This window comes from Klebsiella sp. GW_Kp182 (genome assembly GCF_040062275.1).
Classification (GTDB): domain Bacteria; phylum Pseudomonadota; class Gammaproteobacteria; order Enterobacterales; family Enterobacteriaceae; genus Klebsiella; species Klebsiella michiganensis.
Window position 1 is genome coordinate 1 of sequence record NZ_JBEAFQ010000052.1, and the last position, 21,078, is coordinate 21,078.

At 58.3% G+C, this 21,078-nt stretch carries 18 protein-coding genes; 8 read left to right on the plus strand and 10 right to left on the minus strand.

The annotated features are described in order from the left end of the window. Window positions 1-217 precede the first annotated feature (217 nt). The 3 genes from paaX to ABLU88_RS22235 are packed head-to-tail and all read left to right on the plus strand — an operon-like array spanning window position 218 to window position 2,169. Window positions 218-1,144 carry a phenylacetic acid degradation operon negative regulatory protein PaaX gene (gene paaX, locus ABLU88_RS22225; RefSeq protein ID WP_009652999.1) on the plus strand — a complete coding sequence of 309 codons (927 nt, stop codon included), beginning with the start codon at window positions 218-220 and terminating at the stop codon, window positions 1,142-1,144. 9 nt (window positions 1,145-1,153) lie between these two features. Further along, window positions 1,154-1,750, plus strand: coding sequence for a phenylacetic acid degradation protein PaaY (paaY, locus tag ABLU88_RS22230; protein WP_014838356.1), 597 nt, complete (start codon window positions 1,154-1,156; stop codon window positions 1,748-1,750). Window positions 1,751-1,758: 8 nt separating this feature from the next. Further along, entirely contained in the window at window positions 1,759-2,169 is a 411-nt protein-coding gene (locus ABLU88_RS22235) for a GFA family protein (RefSeq protein WP_086074107.1), read from the plus strand. A gap of 37 nt (window positions 2,170-2,206) precedes the next feature. Here ABLU88_RS22235 and azoR read toward each other — a convergent pair whose 3' ends face one another. Beyond that, window positions 2,207-2,812, minus strand: a complete 606-nt coding sequence (gene azoR, locus ABLU88_RS22240) for an FMN-dependent NADH-azoreductase (protein WP_014229193.1) — start codon at window positions 2,810-2,812, stop codon at window positions 2,207-2,209. A gap of 204 nt (window positions 2,813-3,016) precedes the next feature. Between azoR and hrpA the strand changes: the two genes are divergently transcribed. Next, window positions 3,017-6,919 (plus strand): ATP-dependent RNA helicase HrpA, encoded by a 3,903-nt coding sequence (gene hrpA, locus ABLU88_RS22245; protein ID WP_209419960.1) that lies wholly within the window; start codon window positions 3,017-3,019, stop codon window positions 6,917-6,919. A gap of 48 nt (window positions 6,920-6,967) precedes the next feature. On the opposite strand, the gene ABLU88_RS22250 is transcribed toward hrpA, so the two are convergent. The 6 genes from ABLU88_RS22250 to ABLU88_RS22275 form a co-directional block, all read right to left on the minus strand. After that, window positions 6,968-7,627 (minus strand): O-methyltransferase, encoded by a 660-nt coding sequence (locus ABLU88_RS22250; RefSeq protein WP_348837989.1) that lies wholly within the window; start codon window positions 7,625-7,627, stop codon window positions 6,968-6,970. Window positions 7,628-7,642: 15 nt separating this feature from the next. Then, window positions 7,643-9,022, minus strand: coding sequence for an efflux transporter outer membrane subunit (locus tag ABLU88_RS22255; RefSeq protein ID WP_025107915.1), 1,380 nt, complete (start codon window positions 9,020-9,022; stop codon window positions 7,643-7,645). After that, window positions 9,019-10,104 carry an HlyD family secretion protein gene (locus ABLU88_RS22260; protein ID WP_014229197.1) on the minus strand — a complete coding sequence of 362 codons (1,086 nt, stop codon included), beginning with the start codon at window positions 10,102-10,104 and terminating at the stop codon, window positions 9,019-9,021. Before ABLU88_RS22260 ends, ABLU88_RS22255 begins: the two co-directional genes overlap by 4 nt. Before the next feature lie 22 nt (window positions 10,105-10,126). After that, on the minus strand, window positions 10,127-11,779 hold the full coding sequence (locus tag ABLU88_RS22265; protein ID WP_014229198.1) for an MFS transporter: 1,653 nt from the start codon (window positions 11,777-11,779) through the stop codon (window positions 10,127-10,129). Then, window positions 11,779-12,210: a MarR family transcriptional regulator gene (locus tag ABLU88_RS22270; protein ID WP_014229199.1), complete on the minus strand. Its 432-nt coding sequence runs from the start codon at window positions 12,208-12,210 to the stop codon at window positions 11,779-11,781. The genes ABLU88_RS22265 and ABLU88_RS22270 overlap by 1 nt, the downstream gene beginning before the upstream one ends. A 175-nt stretch (window positions 12,211-12,385) precedes the next feature. After that, a complete protein-coding gene (locus tag ABLU88_RS22275) occupies window positions 12,386-13,660 on the minus strand; it encodes a Glu/Leu/Phe/Val dehydrogenase (protein WP_014229200.1) in 1,275 nt (424 codons plus the stop codon). A gap of 411 nt (window positions 13,661-14,071) precedes the next feature. Here ABLU88_RS22275 and ABLU88_RS22280 point away from each other — a divergent pair, with 411 nt between their 5' ends. Continuing rightward, window positions 14,072-14,863 carry a YdcF family protein gene (locus tag ABLU88_RS22280; RefSeq protein WP_025107911.1) on the plus strand — a complete coding sequence of 264 codons (792 nt, stop codon included), beginning with the start codon at window positions 14,072-14,074 and terminating at the stop codon, window positions 14,861-14,863. 271 nt (window positions 14,864-15,134) lie between these two features. Next, on the plus strand, window positions 15,135-16,574 hold the full coding sequence (gene aldA, locus ABLU88_RS22285) for an aldehyde dehydrogenase (protein ID WP_032719013.1): 1,440 nt from the start codon (window positions 15,135-15,137) through the stop codon (window positions 16,572-16,574). A 168-nt stretch (window positions 16,575-16,742) separates the two neighbouring features. On the opposite strand, the gene gap is transcribed toward aldA, so the two are convergent. Together gap and ABLU88_RS22295 are read right to left on the minus strand one after the other, a co-directional pair. Then, window positions 16,743-17,741 carry a type I glyceraldehyde-3-phosphate dehydrogenase gene (gene gap / locus ABLU88_RS22290; RefSeq protein ID WP_004850532.1) on the minus strand — a complete coding sequence of 333 codons (999 nt, stop codon included), beginning with the start codon at window positions 17,739-17,741 and terminating at the stop codon, window positions 16,743-16,745. A gap of 255 nt (window positions 17,742-17,996) precedes the next feature. Continuing rightward, window positions 17,997-18,491: a GNAT family N-acetyltransferase gene (locus tag ABLU88_RS22295; RefSeq protein WP_014838362.1), complete on the minus strand. Its 495-nt coding sequence runs from the start codon at window positions 18,489-18,491 to the stop codon at window positions 17,997-17,999. Between the two features lie 89 nt (window positions 18,492-18,580). On the opposite strand from ABLU88_RS22295, the gene ABLU88_RS22300 reads away from it, so the two are divergent. Next, a complete protein-coding gene (locus ABLU88_RS22300) occupies window positions 18,581-19,504 on the plus strand; it encodes a LysR family transcriptional regulator (protein ID WP_162557344.1) in 924 nt (307 codons plus the stop codon). 132 nt (window positions 19,505-19,636) lie between these two features. Further along, window positions 19,637-20,608 (plus strand): sensor domain-containing diguanylate cyclase, encoded by a 972-nt coding sequence (locus tag ABLU88_RS22305; RefSeq protein ID WP_014229205.1) that lies wholly within the window; start codon window positions 19,637-19,639, stop codon window positions 20,606-20,608. A 65-nt stretch (window positions 20,609-20,673) separates the two neighbouring features. On the opposite strand, the gene ydfZ is transcribed toward ABLU88_RS22305, so the two are convergent. Beyond that, on the minus strand, window positions 20,674-20,877 hold the full coding sequence (ydfZ, locus tag ABLU88_RS22310) for a putative selenium delivery protein YdfZ (RefSeq protein WP_004850536.1): 204 nt from the start codon (window positions 20,875-20,877) through the stop codon (window positions 20,674-20,676). Between the last annotated feature and the right edge of the window lie 201 nt (window positions 20,878-21,078).

Here is a 21,078-nt window from a genome sequence, read left to right on the forward strand (position 1 = left end):
GGCCGGTAGCCCGGGTAAGGCGTTTACGCCGCGACCCGGGGAGTGTGCCGGGGTTCATGTATCAGCTCTGCCTGTTCCCGGCTCGCGCTGCGCTTAGCCGGGCTACGTATTCACCGTCGTCTGCGGGCCGGTCGCCCGGACAGGTGCGCCAGCACCGCCTCCGGGATTTCCTGTGCTATGATTCAAAAAGGACAAAAATCACAACAGAATGAATCAGATGAGTAAACTCGACACCTTTATTCAACAGGCCGTCGCCGCGATGCCCATTAGCGGGACCTCGCTTATTGCTTCTTTATACGGCGACGCCTTGCTCCAGCGCGGCGGAGAGGTCTGGCTCGGCAGCGTGGCGGCGCTGCTGGAAGGGCTCGGATTCGGCGAACGATTCGTGCGTACCGCGCTGTTCCGCCTGAATAAAGAAGAGTGGCTCGATGTGGTGCGCATTGGCCGCCGCAGCTTCTACCGCCTCAGCGACAAAGGCCTGCGCCTGACCCGCCGGGCGGAGCATAAAATCTATCGCGCCAGCGCCCCGGAGTGGGACGGTACCTGGCTACTGCTGCTGTCGGAAGGGCTGGAGAAGAGCACTCTGGCGGAAGTCAAAAAACAGCTGCTGTGGCAGGGATTTGGCGCGCTGGCGCCGAGCCTGCTGGCTTCGCCATCGCAGAAGCTGGCGGACGTGCAATCTCTGCTGCACGAAGCGGGCGTAGCGGAAAACGTTATCTGCTTCGAAGCGCATTCCCCGCTGGCGCTCTCCCGGGCGGCGCTGCGCGCTCGCGTTGAAGAGTGCTGGCATCTTACCGACCAGAACGCGATGTATGAAACGTTTATCGCCCTGTTTCGACCGCTGCTGCCGCTGCTTCGCGACTGCGAGCCCGCGGAGCTGACGCCTGAACGCTGCTTTCAAATTCAGCTCCTGCTGATTCACTTCTATCGCCGGGTGGTGCTGAAAGATCCGCTGCTGCCCGAAGAACTGCTCCCCGCGCACTGGGCCGGACAAACCGCGCGCCAGCTGTGCATCAATATTTATCAACGCGTTGCGCCCGGCGCGCTGGCGTTTGTCGGCGAGAAGGGCGAAAGCTCGGTGGGGGAACTTCCCGCGCCGGGGCCGCTCTATTTCCAGCGCTTCGGCGGGCTGTCGGGCGTATAAGGAGGCACCATGCCCATTTATCAGATTGACGGTATGACGCCGGTTGTACCGGACGAAAGCTATGTTCATCCCACCGCCGTGCTGATTGGCGACGTGATCCTCGGCAAAGGGGTCTACGTCGGCCCTAACGCCAGCCTGCGCGGCGATTTTGGCCGTATCGTGGTGAAAGATGGCGCTAACATCCAGGATAACTGCGTGATGCACGGCTTTCCCGGCCAGGACACGGTGGTGGAAGAAGAGGGACATATCGGCCACGGCGCGATTCTGCACGGCTGCACCATCGGCCGCAACGCGCTGGTGGGGATGAGCGCGGTGATTATTGACGGGGCCAGGATTGGGGAAAACAGCATCGTCGGCGCTTCGGCCTTTGTGAAAGCCAACGCTGAAATGCCCGCCAACCATCTGATTGTCGGCAGTCCGGCAAAAGCCATTCGTACATTAAGTGAACAGGAGCTGGCCTGGAAGAAGCAGGGGACGCGGGAGTATCAGGTGCTGGTGGAGCGCTGCAAACAGACGCTGCATCAGGTGGAACCGCTCAAAGAAGCAGAGTCGGACAGAAAGCGGCTGATCTTTGACGAGAATTTGCGGCCGAAATCATCATCCTGAGGGGCAAAATCATGGCAGAGAAATTATCCGCTCAGTGCCACTGCGGCGCGGTGGCGTTTACCGTTGAGCTTAGCGATGGTTTCAACACCGTTCGCCGCTGTAACTGTTCATATTGCCGGATGCGTGGGGCGGTTGCGGTCTCCGCGCCGCTTTCAGGAATAGAGGTGGTGCGCGGACGGGATAAGCTCACGGAGTATCGTTTTAATACCGGTCAAGCCGTGCACTTTTTCTGCTCGGTATGCGGGATCTACACCTTTCATCAGCGGCGTTCAAACCCGCAGCAGTACGGCGTGAATGTGGCCTGCATTGACGGCGTGTCGCCCTTCGATTTTCCCTGCGTGGAGGTCAACGACGGCGTGAATCATCCGAAAGATGGCGGCGGTGGCGTGGTGGGGTATTTGCGCTACGAGAAAAAATGAAACTCTCCTCCCGCCGGGAAGCGGGAGGAGTCAACTCTTACGCGGCTACAACGCTGTCGATAGCGGCTTTCGCATCAGACTGCGCTTTCGCTGCGACTTCCGGGCCGTAGGCGATGCCTTCAGCAAACACGAAGTTCACATCGGTAATGCCGATAAAGCCGAGGAAGGTGGAGAGGTAAGGGGTCACCAGATCGGTCGGGGTATCTTTATGGATACCGCCGCGGCTGGTGACGACAACCGCACGTTTACCTTTCACCAGACCTTCCGGCCCTTTCTCGGTGTAGCGGAAGGTCACGCCAGCGCGCGCCACCAGGTCGAAGTAGTTTTTCAGCTGGGTCGGGATGTTGAAGTTGTACATCGGCGCCGCGATAACAATCACATCGTTCGCCTGCAGTTCAGCGATCAGTTCGTCAGAAAGCGCCAGCGCTTCCTGCTGACGCGGCGTCAGCGGCGCGTCGCTCGGACGCAGAGCGCCAACCAGCTCACCGTCCAGTACCGGAATTGGGTTTGCAGCCAGGTCGCGCACGGTGATAACGTCTTCCGCGTGCTTTTCACGCCATTGTTCAACAAAATAGTCGGACAGCTGACCAGATTGCGAGTACCCTGCCAGAATACTGGATTTCAGAACTAATACTTTGCTCATGGGTGTTTCCTTTTTTAATGTGATTGACGGGCCGATGCCCTGGTGCTTGTTGACACTCTATTCACAATCATGCCACAGAGAAAGCGCAATAAATCGAACTCTGTATTCAGTTTTTTTGAACAAGGCACGAAATGCGCGGATGTGGTACTCTAACGCAATACTTCAAAAGAGATTTTTCCCGGCAGTGCGCTGCCCGATAACGCTATGACAGAACAACAAAAAATAACCTTCTCATCGCTCTTTGAACGGCTTGATGGCCTGATGCTGCGCGATAAGTCGCGCTTCGCCCGTCGCCTGCACGGCGTGAAGAAGGTTAAAAATCCTGATGCCCAACAGGCCATTCTTCAGGAGATGGCGCAAGAAATTGAACAGGCGGCAGGGAGAGTCCTGCTGCGCGAAGCCGCGCGGCCGGCGATCGCTTATCCGGAAAACCTGCCGGTTAGCCAGAAAAAACAGGAGATTCTCGAAGCCGTTCGCGATCACCAGGTGGTAATTGTGGCGGGGGAAACCGGGTCGGGGAAAACCACCCAGCTGCCAAAAATTTGTATGGAGCTGGGGCGCGGCGTTAAAGGCTTAATTGGCCATACGCAGCCGCGTCGCCTGGCCGCGCGTACCGTCGCCAACCGTATCGCCGAAGAGCTGCAAACGGAGCCCGGCGGCTGCATCGGCTATAAAGTCCGCTTTAGCGACCACGTCAGCGATAACACCATGGTTAAGCTGATGACCGACGGTATTCTGCTGGCGGAAATCCAGCAGGACCGGCTGCTGATGCAGTATGACACCATCATTATCGATGAAGCGCACGAACGCAGCCTCAATATCGACTTCCTGCTCGGTTATTTGCGGGAACTGCTGCCCCGTCGCCCGGATCTGAAAATTATTATCACCTCGGCGACCATCGATCCGGAACGCTTCTCGCGCCACTTTAACAACGCCCCGATTATCGAAGTGTCCGGGCGCACTTACCCGGTAGAAGTGCGCTATCGACCCATCGTTGAAGACGCCGACGACACCGAGCGCGATCAGCTGCAGGCGATTTTCGACGCCGTTGATGAGCTCGGGCGCGAAAGCCCCGGCGATATCCTCATTTTTATGAGCGGCGAGCGCGAAATTCGCGATACCGCCGATGCGCTCAATAAGCTGAATCTGCGCCATACCGAAGTGCTGCCGCTGTATGCGCGACTGTCCAACAGCGAACAGAATCGCGTGTTCCAGGCCCACAGCGGGCGGCGGATAGTGCTGGCCACCAACGTCGCGGAAACCTCGCTGACCGTGCCGGGCATCAAGTACGTTATCGATCCAGGCACCGCGCGTATCAGCCGCTACAGCTTCCGGACCAAAGTACAGCGCCTGCCGATTGAGCCGGTTTCCCAGGCGTCGGCTAACCAGCGCAAGGGCCGCTGCGGCCGCGTCTCCGAAGGGATCTGTATTCGTCTTTATTCTGAAGACGACTTCCTGTCGCGTCCGGAGTTTACCGACCCGGAGATTCTGCGCACCAACCTGGCGTCGGTTATTCTGCAAATGACCGCGCTCGGGCTCGGCGATATTGCCGCGTTCCCGTTCGTTGAAGCGCCGGACAAACGCAATATTCAGGACGGCGTGCGCCTGCTGGAAGAGCTGGGAGCGATTACCACTGACGAACAGCAGACCGCCTATAAGCTGACGCCGATGGGCCGCCAGCTGAGCCAGCTACCGGTGGACCCGCGTCTGGCGCGCATGGTGCTGGAAGCGCAAAAACACGGCTGCGTGCGCGAGGCGATGATTATCACCTCGGCGCTCTCTATTCAGGATCCGCGCGAGCGGCCAATGGACAAGCAGCAGGCGTCCGACGAGAAACACCGCCGCTTCCACGACAAAGAGTCCGACTTCCTGGCGTTCGTCAACCTGTGGAACTACCTGGGCGAGCAGCAAAAAGCGCTCTCCTCGAACCAGTTCCGCCGCCAGTGCCGGGTCGATTTTCTCAACTACCTGCGCGTGCGCGAGTGGCAGGATATCTACACCCAGCTGCGTCAGGTGGTCAAAGAGCTCGGCCTGCCGGTCAATAGCGAGCCGGCGGAGTATCGCGAAATTCACACCGCGCTGCTGACCGGTCTGCTGTCGCACATCGGTATGAAAGACGCCGACAAGCAGGAGTTTACCGGCGCGCGCAACGCCCGCTTCTCCATCTTCCCCGGATCGGGGCTGTTTAAAAAGCCGCCGAAATGGACGATGGTCGCCGAACTGGTGGAAACCAGCCGCCTGTGGGGGCGCATCGCCGCGCGCATTGAGCCGGAGTGGGTCGAGCCGGTGGCGCAGCATCTGATCAAACGCTCGTACAGCGAACCCCACTGGGAGCGCGGGCAGGGCGCGGTGATGGCGACGGAGAAAGTGACCGTTTACGGCCTGCCGATTGTCGCTGCCCGCAAGGTCAACTACAGCCAGATTGACCCGGCGCTATGCCGCGAGCTGTTTATTCGTCACGCGCTGGTGGAGGGCGACTGGCAGACTCGCCACGCTTTCTTCCGCGAAAACCTGAAGCTGCGCAACGAAATTGAAGAGCTGGAGCATAAATCGCGCCGTCGCGACATTCTCGTCGATGACGAAACGCTGTTTGAGTTCTACGACCAGCGCATCAGCCATGACGTCATCTCCGCGCGCCACTTTGATAAATGGTGGAAGCAGGCCAGCCGCGAGACGCCGGATCTGCTCAACTTTGAAAAGAGCATGCTGATTAAGGAAGGCGCGGAGCAGGTCAGCAAGCTCGACTATCCGAACTTCTGGCATCAGGGCAACCTCAAGCTGCGTCTGACCTATCAGTTCGAGCCGGGCGCCGACGCCGACGGCGTGACGGTGCATATTCCGCTGCCGCTGCTCAACCAGGTGGAAGAGGCCGGGTTTGAGTGGCAGATCCCGGGGCTGCGCCGGGAGCTGGTTATCGCCCTGATTAAATCGCTGCCGAAGCCGGTGCGCCGCAATTTTGTCCCGGCGCCAAACTACGCGGAAGCATTTCTCGGCCGCGCGACGCCGCTGGAGCTGCCGCTGCTGGATTCACTGGAGCGCGAGCTGCGGCGGATGACCGGCGTGACTATCGACCGCGAGGCCTGGCAATGGGATCAGGTGCCCGATCACCTGAAAATCACTTTTCGGGTGGTGGACGAGAAAAACAAGAAGCTGCAGGAAGGGCGTTCGCTGCAGGATCTGAAAGATGCGCTGAAAGGTAAGGTGCAGGAGACGCTGTCCGCGGTCGCCGATGACGGTATCGAGCAGAGCGGGCTGCATATCTGGAGCTTTGGCCGGCTTCCGGAGAGCTACGAGCAGAAGCGCGGTAACTACAAAGTTAAGGCCTGGCCGGCGCTGGTGGACGAACGCGACAGCGTGGCCATCAAGCTGTTTGATAATCCGCTGGAGCAGCAGCAGGAGATGTGGCGCGGCCTGCGCCGCCTGCTGCTGCTGAATATCCCGTCGCCGATAAAGTATCTGCACGAAAAGCTGCCGAATAAAGCCAAGCTGGGGCTCTATTTCAACCCCTACGGTAAAGTGCTGGATCTGATCGATGACTGCATCGCCTGCGGCGTGGATAAGCTGATTGACGAAGCGGGCGGCCCGGTATGGAGCGAAGAGGGCTTTGCCGCGCTGCATGAAAAGGTGCGCGCCGAGCTGAACGAGACGGTTGTGGACATTGCCAAACAGGTCGAACAGATCCTGACCGCGGTCTTTAACGTCAACAAACGCCTGAAAGGGCGCGTGGATATGACCATGGCGCTGGGGCTGTCGGATATCAAATCGCAGATGAGCGGGCTGGTGTATCGCGGTTTCGTCACCGGTAACGGCTTCCGCCGCCTTGGAGACACGCTGCGCTATCTGCAGGCGATTGAAAAACGGCTGGAGAAAATGGCCATCGATCCGCACCGCGACCGCGCGCAGATGCTTAAAGTGGAGAGCATCCAGCAGGCGTGGCAGCAGTGGCTGAATAAGCTGCCGCCTCAGCGCCGTCAGGATGACGACGTGCAGGAGATCCGCTGGATGATTGAAGAGCTGCGCGTCAGCCTGTTCGCCCAGCAGCTCGGCACGCCGTATCCGATTTCCGACAAGCGGGTACTGCAGGCAATGGAGCAGATTACGGCCTAGGCCGCCGCTTTCCCCGGTGGCGCAGGCTGCCGGGAAGGGCGGATAGCGTCAGGCGTTCACCCACGCGAGGGTGAACCCATCCCAGCCTTTGCTGCCCACGGTTTGCAGGGCCGTGACCGTCAGTCGCGGGTCGCTGCCCATCATGTCGATAAACGCTCTGACGCCCTGCACCCGATCATCCGCGCTATCCGGATTCGTCACTTCGCCATCGCGCACCACGTTATCGCCCACAATCACTGTCCCCGGACGGGAATAGCGTAACGCCCAGCGCAGATAGTGGGGATTATTGGGCTTATCCGCATCGATAAAAATGAGATCGAACGGCAGGCGTTCTCCCAGCGTTTCGAGGCTGGTCAGCGCCGGACCTTCCAGCACCGCAACGCGATCGTCCACGCCCGCCAGGCGCAGGTTCTCGCGGGCGACGGCGGCATGATGCGCGTCGGCCTCCAGGGTAAGTAATTCGCCATCGGCGGGCAATTCTCTGGCCATCCAGATGGTGCTGTAGCCGCCGAGCGTGCCAATCTCGAGGATGCGTCTGGCGCCCGTCATGCGCACCAGCAGGGCCAGAAACTGCCCCTGATTAGCGGCAACGTCGATAGCCGGAAGCCCGGCGCGCTGGTTATTCTCCAGAACCTGGCTGAGTAGCGGATCGGTGGGGATTAACGCTGTCACGAGATAATTATCTACTGCCGACCACTGTTGTTGCATGTCAGATTTCCCGTATTACATCCCTGATGAATCAGACCAGCCGCCTCCCAGCGACCGGTACAAATCAACTTGCGCCAGCAGCAGGTTGTTTTTCACCTGTACCACGCTGAGCTGGGTGGAAAACAGCGTGCGCTGGGCGTCCAGCACGTCCAGATAGGAAGAGTAGCCGTTGCGATAGCGGTTTTGCGCGATGCGCAGCGTCTCCTGGGCCACCTTCTCCTGCGCCTGCAGCTCCGCCAGCTGCTCGCCGTAGCGGCCGATGGCATCGAGACTGTCATTCACCTCTTTAAACGCGCCGCGTACCGTTTTCTCATAGCTAAACAGCGCCTGATTGCGCTGGGCCATCGAAACGTCCACCTGGGCATTCAGCGCCTGGCGGTTGAGCAGCGGCGCCAGAATGCTGCCGCCGAGGCTCCATAAGCGTAGCGGATTATCCAGCAGGTCGGGCAGGGTGCGATCCTGCAGGCTGCCGGTGGCGGTAAGGTTAATGGACGGCAGCAGCTGCGCCTGCGATGACGCCAGGGTGGCGTCGGCGGCCACCAGCTGACGCTGGGCCTGAACGATATCCGGTCGGCGGTTGAGCAGGGTTGACGGCAGCTGGGAAGGTAGCGATAGCGGCGACAGCTGCGCGAACGCGTTGCGCTTAACGGCGTCCGGATTGGCGCCGAGCAGAAGGCTGAGCGCATTTTCCTGCTGGGCGATTTGGTGGCGCAGCGGCGGAATTTGCGCGCGCGTGGAGCGCAGTTCGGAGTCCGCCTGCATCAGCTCCAGGCGTGAGGTATAGCCCGTCTCAAACTGGCGCTTCGCCAGGTTGAAGGCATCTTCGCGCGATTTTAACGTTTGCTGCGTCACCCGCAGCTGTTCATCCAGCGAGAGCAGGGTGATATAGCCGGCCGCTACCGAAGAGGCGACGGTCAGATTCGCCGCTGCGGCAGCCGCCTTTTGCGCCTCCAGGCTGGCTTGCGCCGCGCTGGCGGCGCTGCGGTTTACTCCCCAGAGATCAACATCGTAGCTGGCGGTTAGCGCGCCTTTATACACCGTACTGTGGACCGGCAGGCCGGTAGCGGCCGACTGTGACCGCGCGCGGGTGCCGGTCAATCCGGCGTCAAGGGAGGGAAACAGGCTGCTATCGGCGGCGTAAGCCCGCGCCTGGTACTCGTTGACCCGTTCGCGGGCTATCAGCACGTCGCTGTTGTAGCGCAGCGCCTGGTCAACGTAGAGATTGAGCGTGCTGTCGTGGAAGTTGCGCCACCACACGCCCTCAACCGGGCTGGAGGGGCCGACATCCGCCCGCCAGGCGGCGGGGATCTGCAGCCCGGGCGCGGCCCGTTGAACGTCGGCGGACTGGCAGCCGGCCAGCGCAAGCATAACGGCGAGAGCGAGCGGACGGATCATTGCTGCTCCTCCGCACGGGTATCGATGGTGACCTGCACCGACATGCCCGGCCGCAGGCGCTGGCCGTTTTTCTGCCCCTCATCAACGGCGATGCGTACCGGAATGCGCTGGGCGATTTTGACAAAGTTACCGGTGGCGTTATCTGGCGAAATAGCGCTGAACTCCACGCCGGTCGCCGGGGAGATGCTCTGCACCGTACCGGTGAATTTCTCGCTGTTCAGCGCATCCACGGTAAAGGTCACCGGCTGTCCGACGCGCACCTGGGCCAGCTGGGTCTCTTTCAGGTTAGCGATCAGCCAGTGCTGCGGCGGCACCAGCGAGGTCAAATGCGTCCCGGCGGTCACGTATGCGCCAAGGCGAACGGAGATTTGCCCAAGCTGACCGTCCGTCGGCGCGATAATACGGGTGTTTTGCAGGTCTATCTGCGCCAGCTCCAGCGCGGCTTTCGCATTGGCGACGTCGGCGAGCAGCGAGTCACGATTAACGATGGTTGATTGCAAATCCTGGCGCGACATCTCCAGCGTTGCTTTGGCCTGCTCGATATCCGCGGTGCCCTGCGCCGCGCTGGCGCGGGCGGAATCGCGTTCGCGAATCGATAACGAGCCGTCGGCGGTCAGCTCCTGAACGCGTTTTAAATCCGCCTGGGTTTTCAGATTCTGCGCGCGGGCGTTTTGCAGCGCCGCTTCGTTACGGGTGATGACCGCTTCGGCGCTTTTACGCTGCTGCTGATTGTTCTTCAGCGCCGCCTCTTTCATCGCCAGCTGAGCTTCCGCCTGATGGACGCGCTGCTTATAGATGCGGTCGTCGATTTGAAACAGCACGTCGCCGGCTTTTACCTGATTAAAATCCTGGACCTTAACCTCGGTGATATAACCGTTGACCTGCGGGCTGATAAACGTGGTTTGCCCGCGAACGTAGGCGTTATCAGTAAACTGGCTTTCTCGGGTAAACGGCGGCAGCTGCCAGGCGTAGAGAATAACCAGTACGCCAACGATGCCAATGGCGGCGGCGGTAAAAATAGAGACGATGCGAATATTATTTCGGGTATTGGCCTGCTGTTTGGCCGCATCCTGCTGACTCATAATAACTCCAGAGTGAAAATTTTTATTTGCTTCCCGTCGCGCGCTTCAGCGCGATACGAGCGGTAATACGTAATCTTATTAAGCGCCAGAAAACCCATACCAGCGTGGCGGCTGAAATCGCCGCCGTCAGCAGATAGGTATCATTGTAAGCGAGAATATTGGCCTGCAGGGTGGCGGCGTTTTGCAGCAGCGTGGTGGCCTGAACGTTGAGCAACGTGCTGTCGCCAATCTGGCTTTGATACATCTGGCTGTACTGCTGCAAACGCTCGGTAATCAGCGGATTGAGCGTGGTAAGCTGGTCGGCGAGCTGGCTGGAGTGAAACTTCTCCCGCCAGGTCTGAAAGGTGCCGAGAATAGCGGAACCCAGCAGGCCGCCGATATTCTGGCTCATGCCGAACAGCACCGAGAAGCTCACCAGGTTGCGCTGGTCGGCAATGACGCCGCCAATCCCCGCCAGCATCGCCGGGGCGAGGAAAAAGGCGCTGCCGAAGCCCAGCAGAAACTGGCTGAACATCAGCTGCTCCGGTCGCGTGAGGATCGTCGACTGGCTGTCGAGCAGTGAGGCAACCATAATCAACGCCAGCGCCGTGGCGGTGGGCCAGTAGAGGCGCTGCGGGTTGAGCGTCAGGCAGCTGGCGACGATGCCGCAGACGATCCCGGCAAAAATTGACCATGCCAGGTTGGTCATCTGTTCATTCTGCAAACCGACGTACTGCAGCCAGCCGATAACGCCGGTATTCTGCTCCGCCAGCACGATGCGGATCAGCAGCATAATCAGCCCGAGACGCAGAATACTGCCGCTGGAGAGCCATTTGATATTGAGCAGCGGGTTGCTGCGGTTATGCTCAAAGGCAATCGCGGAGACAATCAGCACCACCGCGCCCGCCAGCGCCCAGCCGATCCACGGCGCTTCAAACCACCAGTCCAGTCGTCCCAGCGACAGCACCGCGGTGACCAGCGCCATCCCCGGCGCCAGCAGGAAGAAGGTGATGAAGTCTTTCTTCTCAAACACCTTTTTACGATCGCTTGGCGGCAGCTTGAGGGCGATCACGCAGGCCAGCGACACCAGCGCCAGCCCCAGCTCAAAGAAGTACAGCCCGCGCCACTCGTCGATTTGCAGCAGCTCGGTTGAGAACAGGCGCGCCAGCGGGATCGCCAGGGATGAACCGGTGATGCCGATGGTCAGCGCTTTGAGCCGATGGCGGGCGGGCCAGGCCTGCACCTGATAATAAATCCCCAGCGAGCTTAGCGCTGCGGCTACCATGCCGTGGGCGGCGCGCACCATCAGCGCTGAACTGAGGTCGTTAACGAACAGGTGGAAAAAGGTCACCAGCACGTAGAGAACGAGAAAACCCTCGGTAAAAGCGCGCAGGCCGAACTGCTGGCGAAACTTCACCAGCAGCAGGTTGATGGAGACGTTGGTCATCACGTAGACCGCCGGGAGCCAGGCAATCTCGGTTGACCAGGCGGCAAAGGTACCCTGCAACAGCTGCAGATTGGCGGTTACCACCGCGTTGCCGAGCGCGCCCGTCAGGCAGACCAGCAGCCCGACGATCCCGTAGGCAATACGTTTTGGCGTACTGTGAATGGGGGTCGACGGCGAGCCGAGGATCGCCGGTTTTTCGTGCGGGGCCCAGTCGTGAGGAACATAGGGATTAGCGTGACGACGCGGCATTATTTTTTCTCAACCTCGCGCAGCAGCTTCTCCAGTACCCGCTGCGTCTGCCGCTGCTCTTCGGGGGTAATGGCGGTAAGGATCTCCTCCCGCAAATCATCGGCCACCGTTTTCACCTGCTGATACACCTCAAGGCCTTTGGCGGTAGCGATCAGCAGTCGTTTACGCTTGTCGCGTTCGGTTTTCACCCGCTCGACCAGACCGAGATCGACCAGCCGGTTGAGCAGCGGTACGAGGGTTGCGCTTTCGACGCCGAGCTCCTGGGCCAGCTCGCTTTGCGATAGCGGCTTTTCGTTGCGCGCGATGGCGGAAACGGCGACCCAGCTGGCCTGGCTCATGCCGAGGTCCTTGAGCCGACGGTTGACCGCCAGGCGCCAGTGGTGGGCGGTCAGATATAAAAGATGGGAAAAGTTAAGCTGTCGGTTATCCATAGGTCAGTCTGCAATATCGTTAGAGCTCTAATGATTTTTGCCTGACCAGAACGAGAATTCAAGCCTGATTGATAAAAACAGGTTAACGGTATGTGCGTTTATTGTGGAAGATGCTTTGGGAGGGGGGAAGAGAGTTCTGATCTCAGCCCGGCATTAACCGGGCTGAGAAGGGGGATTATCCCGGATAAATACCGCGATCTTTACGCGCCATCAGAATTCGCTCACAGGCCACGATATAGGCGGCGGTACGTAAAGAGCACGCTTTTTCCACCGCTTTTTCGTAAACGTGAACGATCGCATCGGTCATGATACGGTCCATTTTGGCGTTGATCTCTTCTTCGCTCCAGAAGAAGCTGGCCATATCCTGCACCCATTCGAAGTAGCTCACGGTGACGCCGCCGGCATTACAAATAACGTCCGGCACCACCACGATGCCGCGCTCGGCCAGCACGTCGTCCGCTTCCGGATAGGTCGGGCCGTTAGCGCCTTCAAGCACCAGTTTGCAGCTGAGGGTTTCCGCGCGCTCGCGCGTAATCTGACCTTCCAGCGCCGCCGGGATCAGAATATCCATCGGCGTCGTCCAGAACGCTTCTTTGTCAATTTCGCGGGCGCCCGGGAAGCCGGCAATTTGCTTGTTCTCCGCCTGCCATGCGGTCAGCGCGGCCATATCAATGCCGCCCTCGTTATACAGCGTGGCGGTGTGGTCCTGAATCACCACAATCCGCGCGCCGACGCCTGCGAACAGGCGGGCCGCTTCGCTGCCCACGTTACCAAAACCCTGCAGCGCGACTTTGGCGCCCTCAATTTCGATACCGCTGCGGCGAGCCACTTCACGACCGGTGACGAATACGCCGCGGCCGGTGGCTTTTTCACGGCCCAGCGAACCGCCGAGGTGAATAGGCTTGCCGGTGACCACGCCGGTGATGGTGGTGCCGTGGTTCATGGAGTAAGTATCCATCATCCAGGCCATCACTTTACCGTTGGTACCAACGTCCGGCGCCGGAATATCTTTTTGCGGCCCGATGATAATGCCGATCTCGCTGGTATAACGACGGGTCAAACGTTCCAGTTCACCCTCTGATAGTGAGAACGGGTCGACGCGGATACCGCCCTTGGCGCCGCCGTAGGGAATATTGACTGCCGCACACTTGATGGTCATCCAGGCTGAAAGCGCCATCACTTCATTCAAATCGACATCCGGATGGTAGCGCACGCCGCCTTTACCCGGTCCACGCGAGAGGTTGTGCTGGACGCGGTAGCCTTCGAAGTGGCGGATAGTGCCATCATCCATTTGTACCGGAATATCAACGATCAGCGCGCGTTTCGGATGGCGCAGGGTTTCGATCCAGTAGGCGAGATCGCCGAGATAGGGCGCAACGCGATCGATTTGACGCAGGTAGGTGGTCCATGGAGATGTACTACTTTCAGAAGCGTAAGATAACTTTTCCATAAGAGTCCTGTTTCGCAGTGATAATTATTTTGTTAACCGTGGAAAGGTACAGCTATAAACTCTGTAACGAGAATGTTATCACCAATTTAATGGGACGGTATTTGGCAAAAATGCAGAATATGCTGTCGTTGCGGCTGGGGTTCGGCTTTTTATGAATAAAAAAACGGAAAACAAGGCCATCAATGGATGAATATGCACCTTTGTGCATTAAAGCCGTAGTTGTGACCCTTTATCTCTATTTATCAGAATCTTGACCCTCTTCAAAAAGTGAATAAAACGCTATGTATATGTGTTGACTTTGTTGCTTAACGGGCGTGGGTGTTCTGTTCGCACTTTATTACCCCAAAGTACGCTGTACCGTCTAAGATGGTGGCCGATAATGTCAGGCTAAGAACGCTAAAAGGAGAGAACATGTCAGAGCATTTTCCATCGCTGCCGGAGGCGGTACTGGCCGCGGCGAACCAGCTGGGGGCCTGGCTGGCGCAGGATGATTTACCGCAGGATCCGCAAATAGAGCTGGTGGTGCTGGCAGGCAATGCGGTGATCCCGACCATTGATTTCGCCTGCCGGCTGGCAGCGCATCACGCCGTTCCTCTGCTGATCAGCGGCGGTATCGGCCACTCCACCTCGTTTTTATACCAGTCGGTGTTGAATGACCCGCGCTACAGCACCATTCCGGTAGACGATCGCGCCGAGGCGCATATTCTGGCCGACATTGCCCATCAGTTCTGGGCGATTCCGCGCCAACGAATCGTGGTGGAAGACCGCTCCACCAACTGCGGCGAGAACGCGCGTTTTACCCGGCAGATGCTGGAGCACAACGGCATTGCGCACCGTACGGGCGTGGTGGTTCAGGATCCGACCATGCAGCGGCGAACGATGGCGACATTTGCCCGCGTCTGGCAAGACGACCCGCGTGCGCCGACGTGGTACAGCGCGCCGGGCGGTTCACCGGTGTTGTGTAACGGGCGTGACGGCGTCACGTTCAGCGGGAAAGAGGCGGGTCTGTGGCCGGTGGGGCGCTATCTGGCGCTAATCCTCGGTGAACTGCCGCGGCTGGCGGATAACCCGCAGGGCTACGGCCCCCTGGGTAAGGGATTTATCGCTCATGTGGATATTCCGCCGCACATCGCTCAGGCGTGGCAGACGCTGCGCGACGACCGCCTGCTCTCCGATGCGCTAAGCGCGCGTCAGCTGGCTTAGGGAATGGCGCGGCATGCCATGATAGCCAGCCCGCATTTCCCCTTCGAACGCAGGACCTATTAGCCGGTAACTCTCATCCTGCCCGTTTGCGTTAGCGATATCGCAAACGGGCATCATCTGTTATTGAATTGTGATTTTTTACGCCCCGGATTGCTCCGTTTTTATGAAATATCTCACAAAAACAAGCGCTCATGCTGTCCCTTTGCCTGATGGGCGATAATTTTTAACATCTAATTCACCTGTTAAAAACAATAATCCTGAGGAGCAGACCATGACAGCACCCGTTCAACACCCTATGTATATTGACGGCCAGTTTGAACCCGGCCGCGGTGATGCATGGATTGATGTGATCAATCCGGCGACGGAAGCGCTGATTTCGCGTATTCCCGACGGCAGCGCGGAAGATGCCCGGCGCGCGATTCTGGCCGCTGAGCGCGCGCAGCCGGGCTGGGAAGCCCTGCCGGCGATTGAACGAGCGGGGTGGCTGCGCAAAATCGCTGCCGGTATCCGCGAGCGGGCCGAGGAGATCGCCGCGCTGATCGTCGCCGAGGGCGGAAAAATACAGCAGCTGGCCGCGGTGGAGGTCTCCTTTACCGCCGATTATCTGGATTATATGGCCGAATGGGCGCGCCGTTATGAAGGTGAAATTGTACAGAGCGACCGGCCGGGGGAAAATATTCTGGTATTCAAGCGCGCGCTGGGCGTGACCACCGGCATTCTGCCGTGGAATTTTCCGTTCTTCCTGATTGCCCGCAAGCTGGCGCCGGCGCTCATTACCGGTAATACCATCGTGATTAAACCGAGTGAATTTACGCCGAATAACGCCATCGCTTTTGCGCAAATCGTCCATGATATCGGCCTGCCGAAAGGGGTCTTTAACCTGGTGCTGGGGCGCGGCGAAACCGTGGGCCAGGAGCTGGCGAGCAATCCGAAAGTGGCGATGGTCAGCATGACCGGCAGCGTCGCCGCGGGCGAGAAGATTATGGCCGCGGCGGCGAAAAACATCACCAAAGTGTGTCTGGAGCTGGGCGGTAAAGCGCCCGCTATCGTGATGGACGATGCGGATCTTGAGCTGGCGGTTAAGGCAGTGGTGGATTCTCGCGTAATTAATAGCGGGCAGGTGTGTAACTGCGTTGAGCGCGTATATGTGCAAAAGGGCATTTACGATCGCTTCGTTAACCGTCTGGGCGAAGCGCTGAAGGCGGTGCAGTTTGGCGATCCGGCGTCTCGCGACGATATCGCAATGGGGCCGTTGATTAACGCCGCCGCGCTGGAGCGCGTGGAGCAGAAGGTGGCGAAAGCGGTGGCCCAGGGCGCGCGCGTCGTCCTGGGTGGGAAAGCGGTGACGGGTAAGGGCTATTTCTATCCGCCGACGCTGCTGCTGGACGTGCGCCAGGAGATGGATATCGTGCATGAAGAGACGTTCGGTCCGGTGCTGCCGGTGGTGGCGTTTGATACCCTTGAAGAGGCGCTGGCGATGGCCAACGACAGCGATTACGGGCTGACGTCGTCAATCTATACCCGCGATTTGAACGTCGCGATGAAGGCGATCAAAGGGTTGAAGTTTGGTGAAACCTATATTAACCGTGAGAACTTCGAAGCGATGCAGGGTTTCCATGCCGGATGGCGTAAATCGGGCATCGGCGGCGCCGACGGGCGTCATGGTCTGAATGAGTATCTGCAAACCCAGGTGGTCTATCTGCAGGCCTGAGTCAGCAGAGAACCGGTGGGCTTCCCGGAGGCGATGCTGCGCATCTGTCCGGGCTACCCAGCCCGCAGATCGCCTCCCGGGTCGCGGCTGACGCCTTACCCGGGCTACCCAAACGCAGGCCGCACGTACCTGTAGCCCGGGCAAGGCGCGTTGCGCCACCCCCGGGATTTATTTGGCGAACTTATCCAGTACGCGGATAAGCTGGGTAACGAAGCCATACTCGTTATCGTACCAGGAGACGGTTTTCACCAGCTGGAGATCGCCAACCTCGGCAATCTCCAGCTGCGTGGCGTCATAAATGGAACCGAAATGGCTGCCAATCACGTCCGACGAGACGATCTCCTCTTCGGTGTAACCGAATGATTCGTTGTTCGTCGCCGCGTTTTTCATCGCCTGATTGACTTCTTCAGCGGAGACCTTTTTCTCCAGCACCGACACCAGCTCAGTTACCGACCCAGTTTTCGTCGGCACGCGCTGGGCGTGGCCCTTCAGCTTGCCGCTAAGCGCTGGAATAACCAGCCCGATAGCTTTCGCCGCCCCGGTTGTATGCGGAATGATATTTTCCGCCGCCGCGCGGGAAGCGCGTAGATCTTTGCCGCGGGGGCCGTCAACCAGCGATTGCGTACCGGTATAGGCGTGAATCGTGGTCATGGTCCCCACCTTAATACCAAAGGCGTCATTCAGCACTTTCGCCATCGGCGCCAGGCAGTTGGTGGTGCAGGAGGCCACGGAAATAATCGTATCGTTTGCCTCCAGCGTGTCGTCGTTAACGTTATAGACAATGGTTTTCATATCGCCAGCGGGCGCGGAGATAAGCACTTTTTTAGCGCCGGCGGTCAGATGAGCTTGCGCTTTTTCCGCGGAGGTATAAAAACCCGTACACTCGACGATCAGCTCGGCACCGACCGCTTTCCACGGAATATGCTGAGCCTCTTTTTCGGCATAAACGGTAATTTTTTTGCCGTCAACGATAAGCGCATCTTCAGTAAAATCGACGCTCCACGGGAAAGGTCCGTAGTTAGAATCATGCTTAAGCAGGTAGGCCAGTACCTTAGGGGAGGTGAGGTCGTTGATGGCGACGACCTCTAAAGGACTATTAACCTCCAGTAATCGGCGCAGTACTAAACGTCCAATACGCCCAAATCCATTAATCCCGAGTTTACTCATGAAGAATCTCCAGGTCAGTTGAACTGTCAGGTGAAAACTTCTCCAGGCTTAGTTCAGCTGGCGGAATAGGGCAACCAACGATTTTTCCGGCGCCGTTATATGCTGATAAAAACGTGTACGGAAAAGTGAATAAATTCGGCGGGTTGTGGGCGGGGCATTAAGGGTTAATAATTTTTTGTTTCAGCTTTATACGCCGCGGGCATATTGGCAAGGGGTTGAAAAGATGGGCCCAGAAAGGGCCCGCCGGGTGGCCGATTATTCGGCGTTCCCGCCCCGTTCAGCAAAAGCGGCAAGCGCGGCGCCGTCAAGGCGATAGCGAACCCACTCACTTTGCGCAACGGCGCCAATGCTCAGATAAAAATCAATGGCCGGCTGGTTCCAATCGAGCACGCTCCACTCCAGGCGACCGCACTCTCTTTTTACCGCCAGCTGAGCGATGGTTCGCAATAGCGCTTTTCCAGCGCCGCGACCACGAAATTCGGGAGTGACGTACAGATCTTCCATATAGATGCCGTTTCGACCGAGCCAGGTGGAATAGCTGGTGAAGAACACCGCGTACCCGGCAACCTTATTGTCAATCTCGCAGATTAGCGCTTCCGTTTTGCTGTCGCTGGCGAAAAGCGATGCCTGGATTTCATCTACCGTGGTGACCACCTGCTCCGGCGCTTTTTCATAAACCGCAAGCTCGTAAATCATGTCATAAATTGCTTTTGCGTCCGCCGGGCGGGCCTGACGAATGGTCATATTCATTGGAGTACCTGTTGTGCCATCGTGAGTTTGATACCGCCAAGCATAAACGTTAAGGTTAGAAGAATTAAGTGCAATGAAATCACCCAATGATGAATATTATGCATCCTGCGCTTCGCCGTCTTGATTTGAATCTGCTGCCGGTATTTGAGGCGGTCTACCGCTATCGTTCGGTGCGCCTGGCGGCGGAAGAGCTGGCGATGAGCACATCAGCGTTAAGCCACGCGCTATCCAGACTGCGCGCCGCGCTCAACGACCCGCTTTTCTATCGCGAAGGTCATCGTATGTGCCCCAGCGTATACGCCACCCAGCTCGCGCCTTCCATCGCTTCGGCACTCAAGTTTTTAGATCAGGAGCTTACTCCGCAGCCGAAGTTTGTTGCCTCAGCCAGTACCGACTGCCTACAGATAGCGATCACGGACTTCACCGCGCAGTGCGTTTTCCCGACGCTGATGCCCAGGCTACAGCAACAGGCGCCAGGCCTGCGTTTCGAACTGCGCTATCTGCCGCACAGTCCGGCGCTGACGGAACTGCTGGCCGGCGAGGTGGATTTAGCGCTGGGATTTAGCGCGCTGGATGAAGCAGAGCATCCGGAGCTGGATGAGATTTGCTGGCTGAAAGATGATTATGTTGCGATAAGCAGCGCCAGGCGATCCCGGCTCACGCTGACGGACTACCTGGCAGCACAGCATCTGGTAGTCACCCCGTGGAATGAAAGCCAGGGCGTTCTCGACGTGCAGCTTGCGAAAATGGGCTTCTCGCGGCATATCACCATCAAAACCCCCTCTATGCTGAGCGCGCCAGCTATTATTGCGCAAAGTGAACTGCTTATGGCGATACCGCGCTCTGCCGCGGCAAAAATGACTGACGCGGCGACGCTGAAGGTCTTTGAATTACCGTTTGAGGTTCCGCCGTTTGAAGTGAAAATCTATTCCCACAAGCGGAGCGGGCAGCGCGGCGCGAGCCAGTGGCTGAAAGAGAGGCTGAGGGAGTGGGCCGCGACGGAACGAACCTGATGTCTCGTTTGACGAGTCAGCGAAATATGCTTAACTCATGAGACAACAAATGTGAATCGTCTGTTAACAGCCTGATGCGCGCTTCAGTGATAAGCGCAGCGTCATCTATCCTGATAACGTAAGAGAGAAAAATTGAAATTAGCCGGACTCCATCCCGATGAACTGCGTCGCCTGCAATCGCTGCGGGCATCCGGATTACTTAATAGCGGAAAAGAAGAGCGTTTCGATCGCCTGACCCGGCTTGCGCGTACGCTCTACGATCTGCCGGTGGCGTCGGTTAGCCTCGTGGGAGAAAATACCCTGCATGTTAAATCCTGCGCCGGACTTGAAGTCGATACCCTGCCGAGGGATATCACGTTCTGCGCGCATACTATCCTGCAGACCGACCCTTTAATCGTTAATGACCTGCAGCAGGATCTGCGCTTTCACGATAACCCGCTGGTCACGGAAGCGCCTTTTATCCGCTTTTATGCCGGATACCCGGTACAGCTGCCTGACGGCGCGACGGTCGGCGCGTTCTGCCTGATGGACCACAAGCCGCGCGCCTTTTCCGTGCATGAGATACAAATATTAAGCGACCTGGCCGCCATCGTTGAAGATGAATTCAAGGTGCTCGACGCGGCGACCGCCGATGAGCTGACGGGGCTGTTCAACCGCCGGGGTTTTATGTCGTTAGCGGAGTACGCGCTGCTGACGGCCAGGCGGCGCAATGAACCGGCGAGCCTCGTATTTATCGATCTCGATCGCTTTAAGTTGATTAACGATACCTGGGGTCATGAACAGGGGGATAAAGCCCTGACGGCGATGGCTGATTTGATGAAAGCCACCTTCCGGGAGTCGGATATCATTGCCAGGCAGGGCGGAGATGAGTTTATTATCCTGCTTGCTAATACTGCCCAGCAGGCGGCGGGCATCGCGATGGCGCAGCTAAGCAATAACGTTGCTGAATATAATCAACAGGCGGGCAATCCGTGGCAGCTGGCCTTTTCCTGGGGCTGCGTTGAATACGACCCTGCAACGCATCATAGCCTCAATGAGATCGTTGCGGTGGCGGACCGGCGCATGTATCAGGCGAAGACCAGCCATGGCGCCGAGCGCCGGTAGGGAACCGCCCGGCGTCGCCAGCCGATATTCGGCGTCTGGCTGATGCCGCGGCGGCTTGCGCTTCCTTAGTGGAGACCAAGGCGGATCAGTTCAACGGGCTCGAACTTACCTTCCGTCCCTTCCACTTCGACTGTCTTATTACGGCGCAGCTGGGCTGGCGTTAAGCCCGTCGCGTGGATAGCGATAATTTTACCGGTTTTACCCGTCCCGTTAATCATCACCTGGCTGCCGTTAGTAATAGGATTGCGGTTACGATCGTAAGTGATCATGCTGATTTCTCCTTTTAATCATCGGGTGGTAACAATCGCTTCTCGCGCCGGGCTGCCCCCGGCGCGGACGTAATACCAATACGCCTCTCGGCCCGTCATTTTGTTGTTTTTGATCAACTTCACACTTTTTAGCGTCCCTCAACGGGCTAACGAGCCGGAGACAGGCTTTGCCTGACCCGGAATCCGTACTGCTTTTGAAGA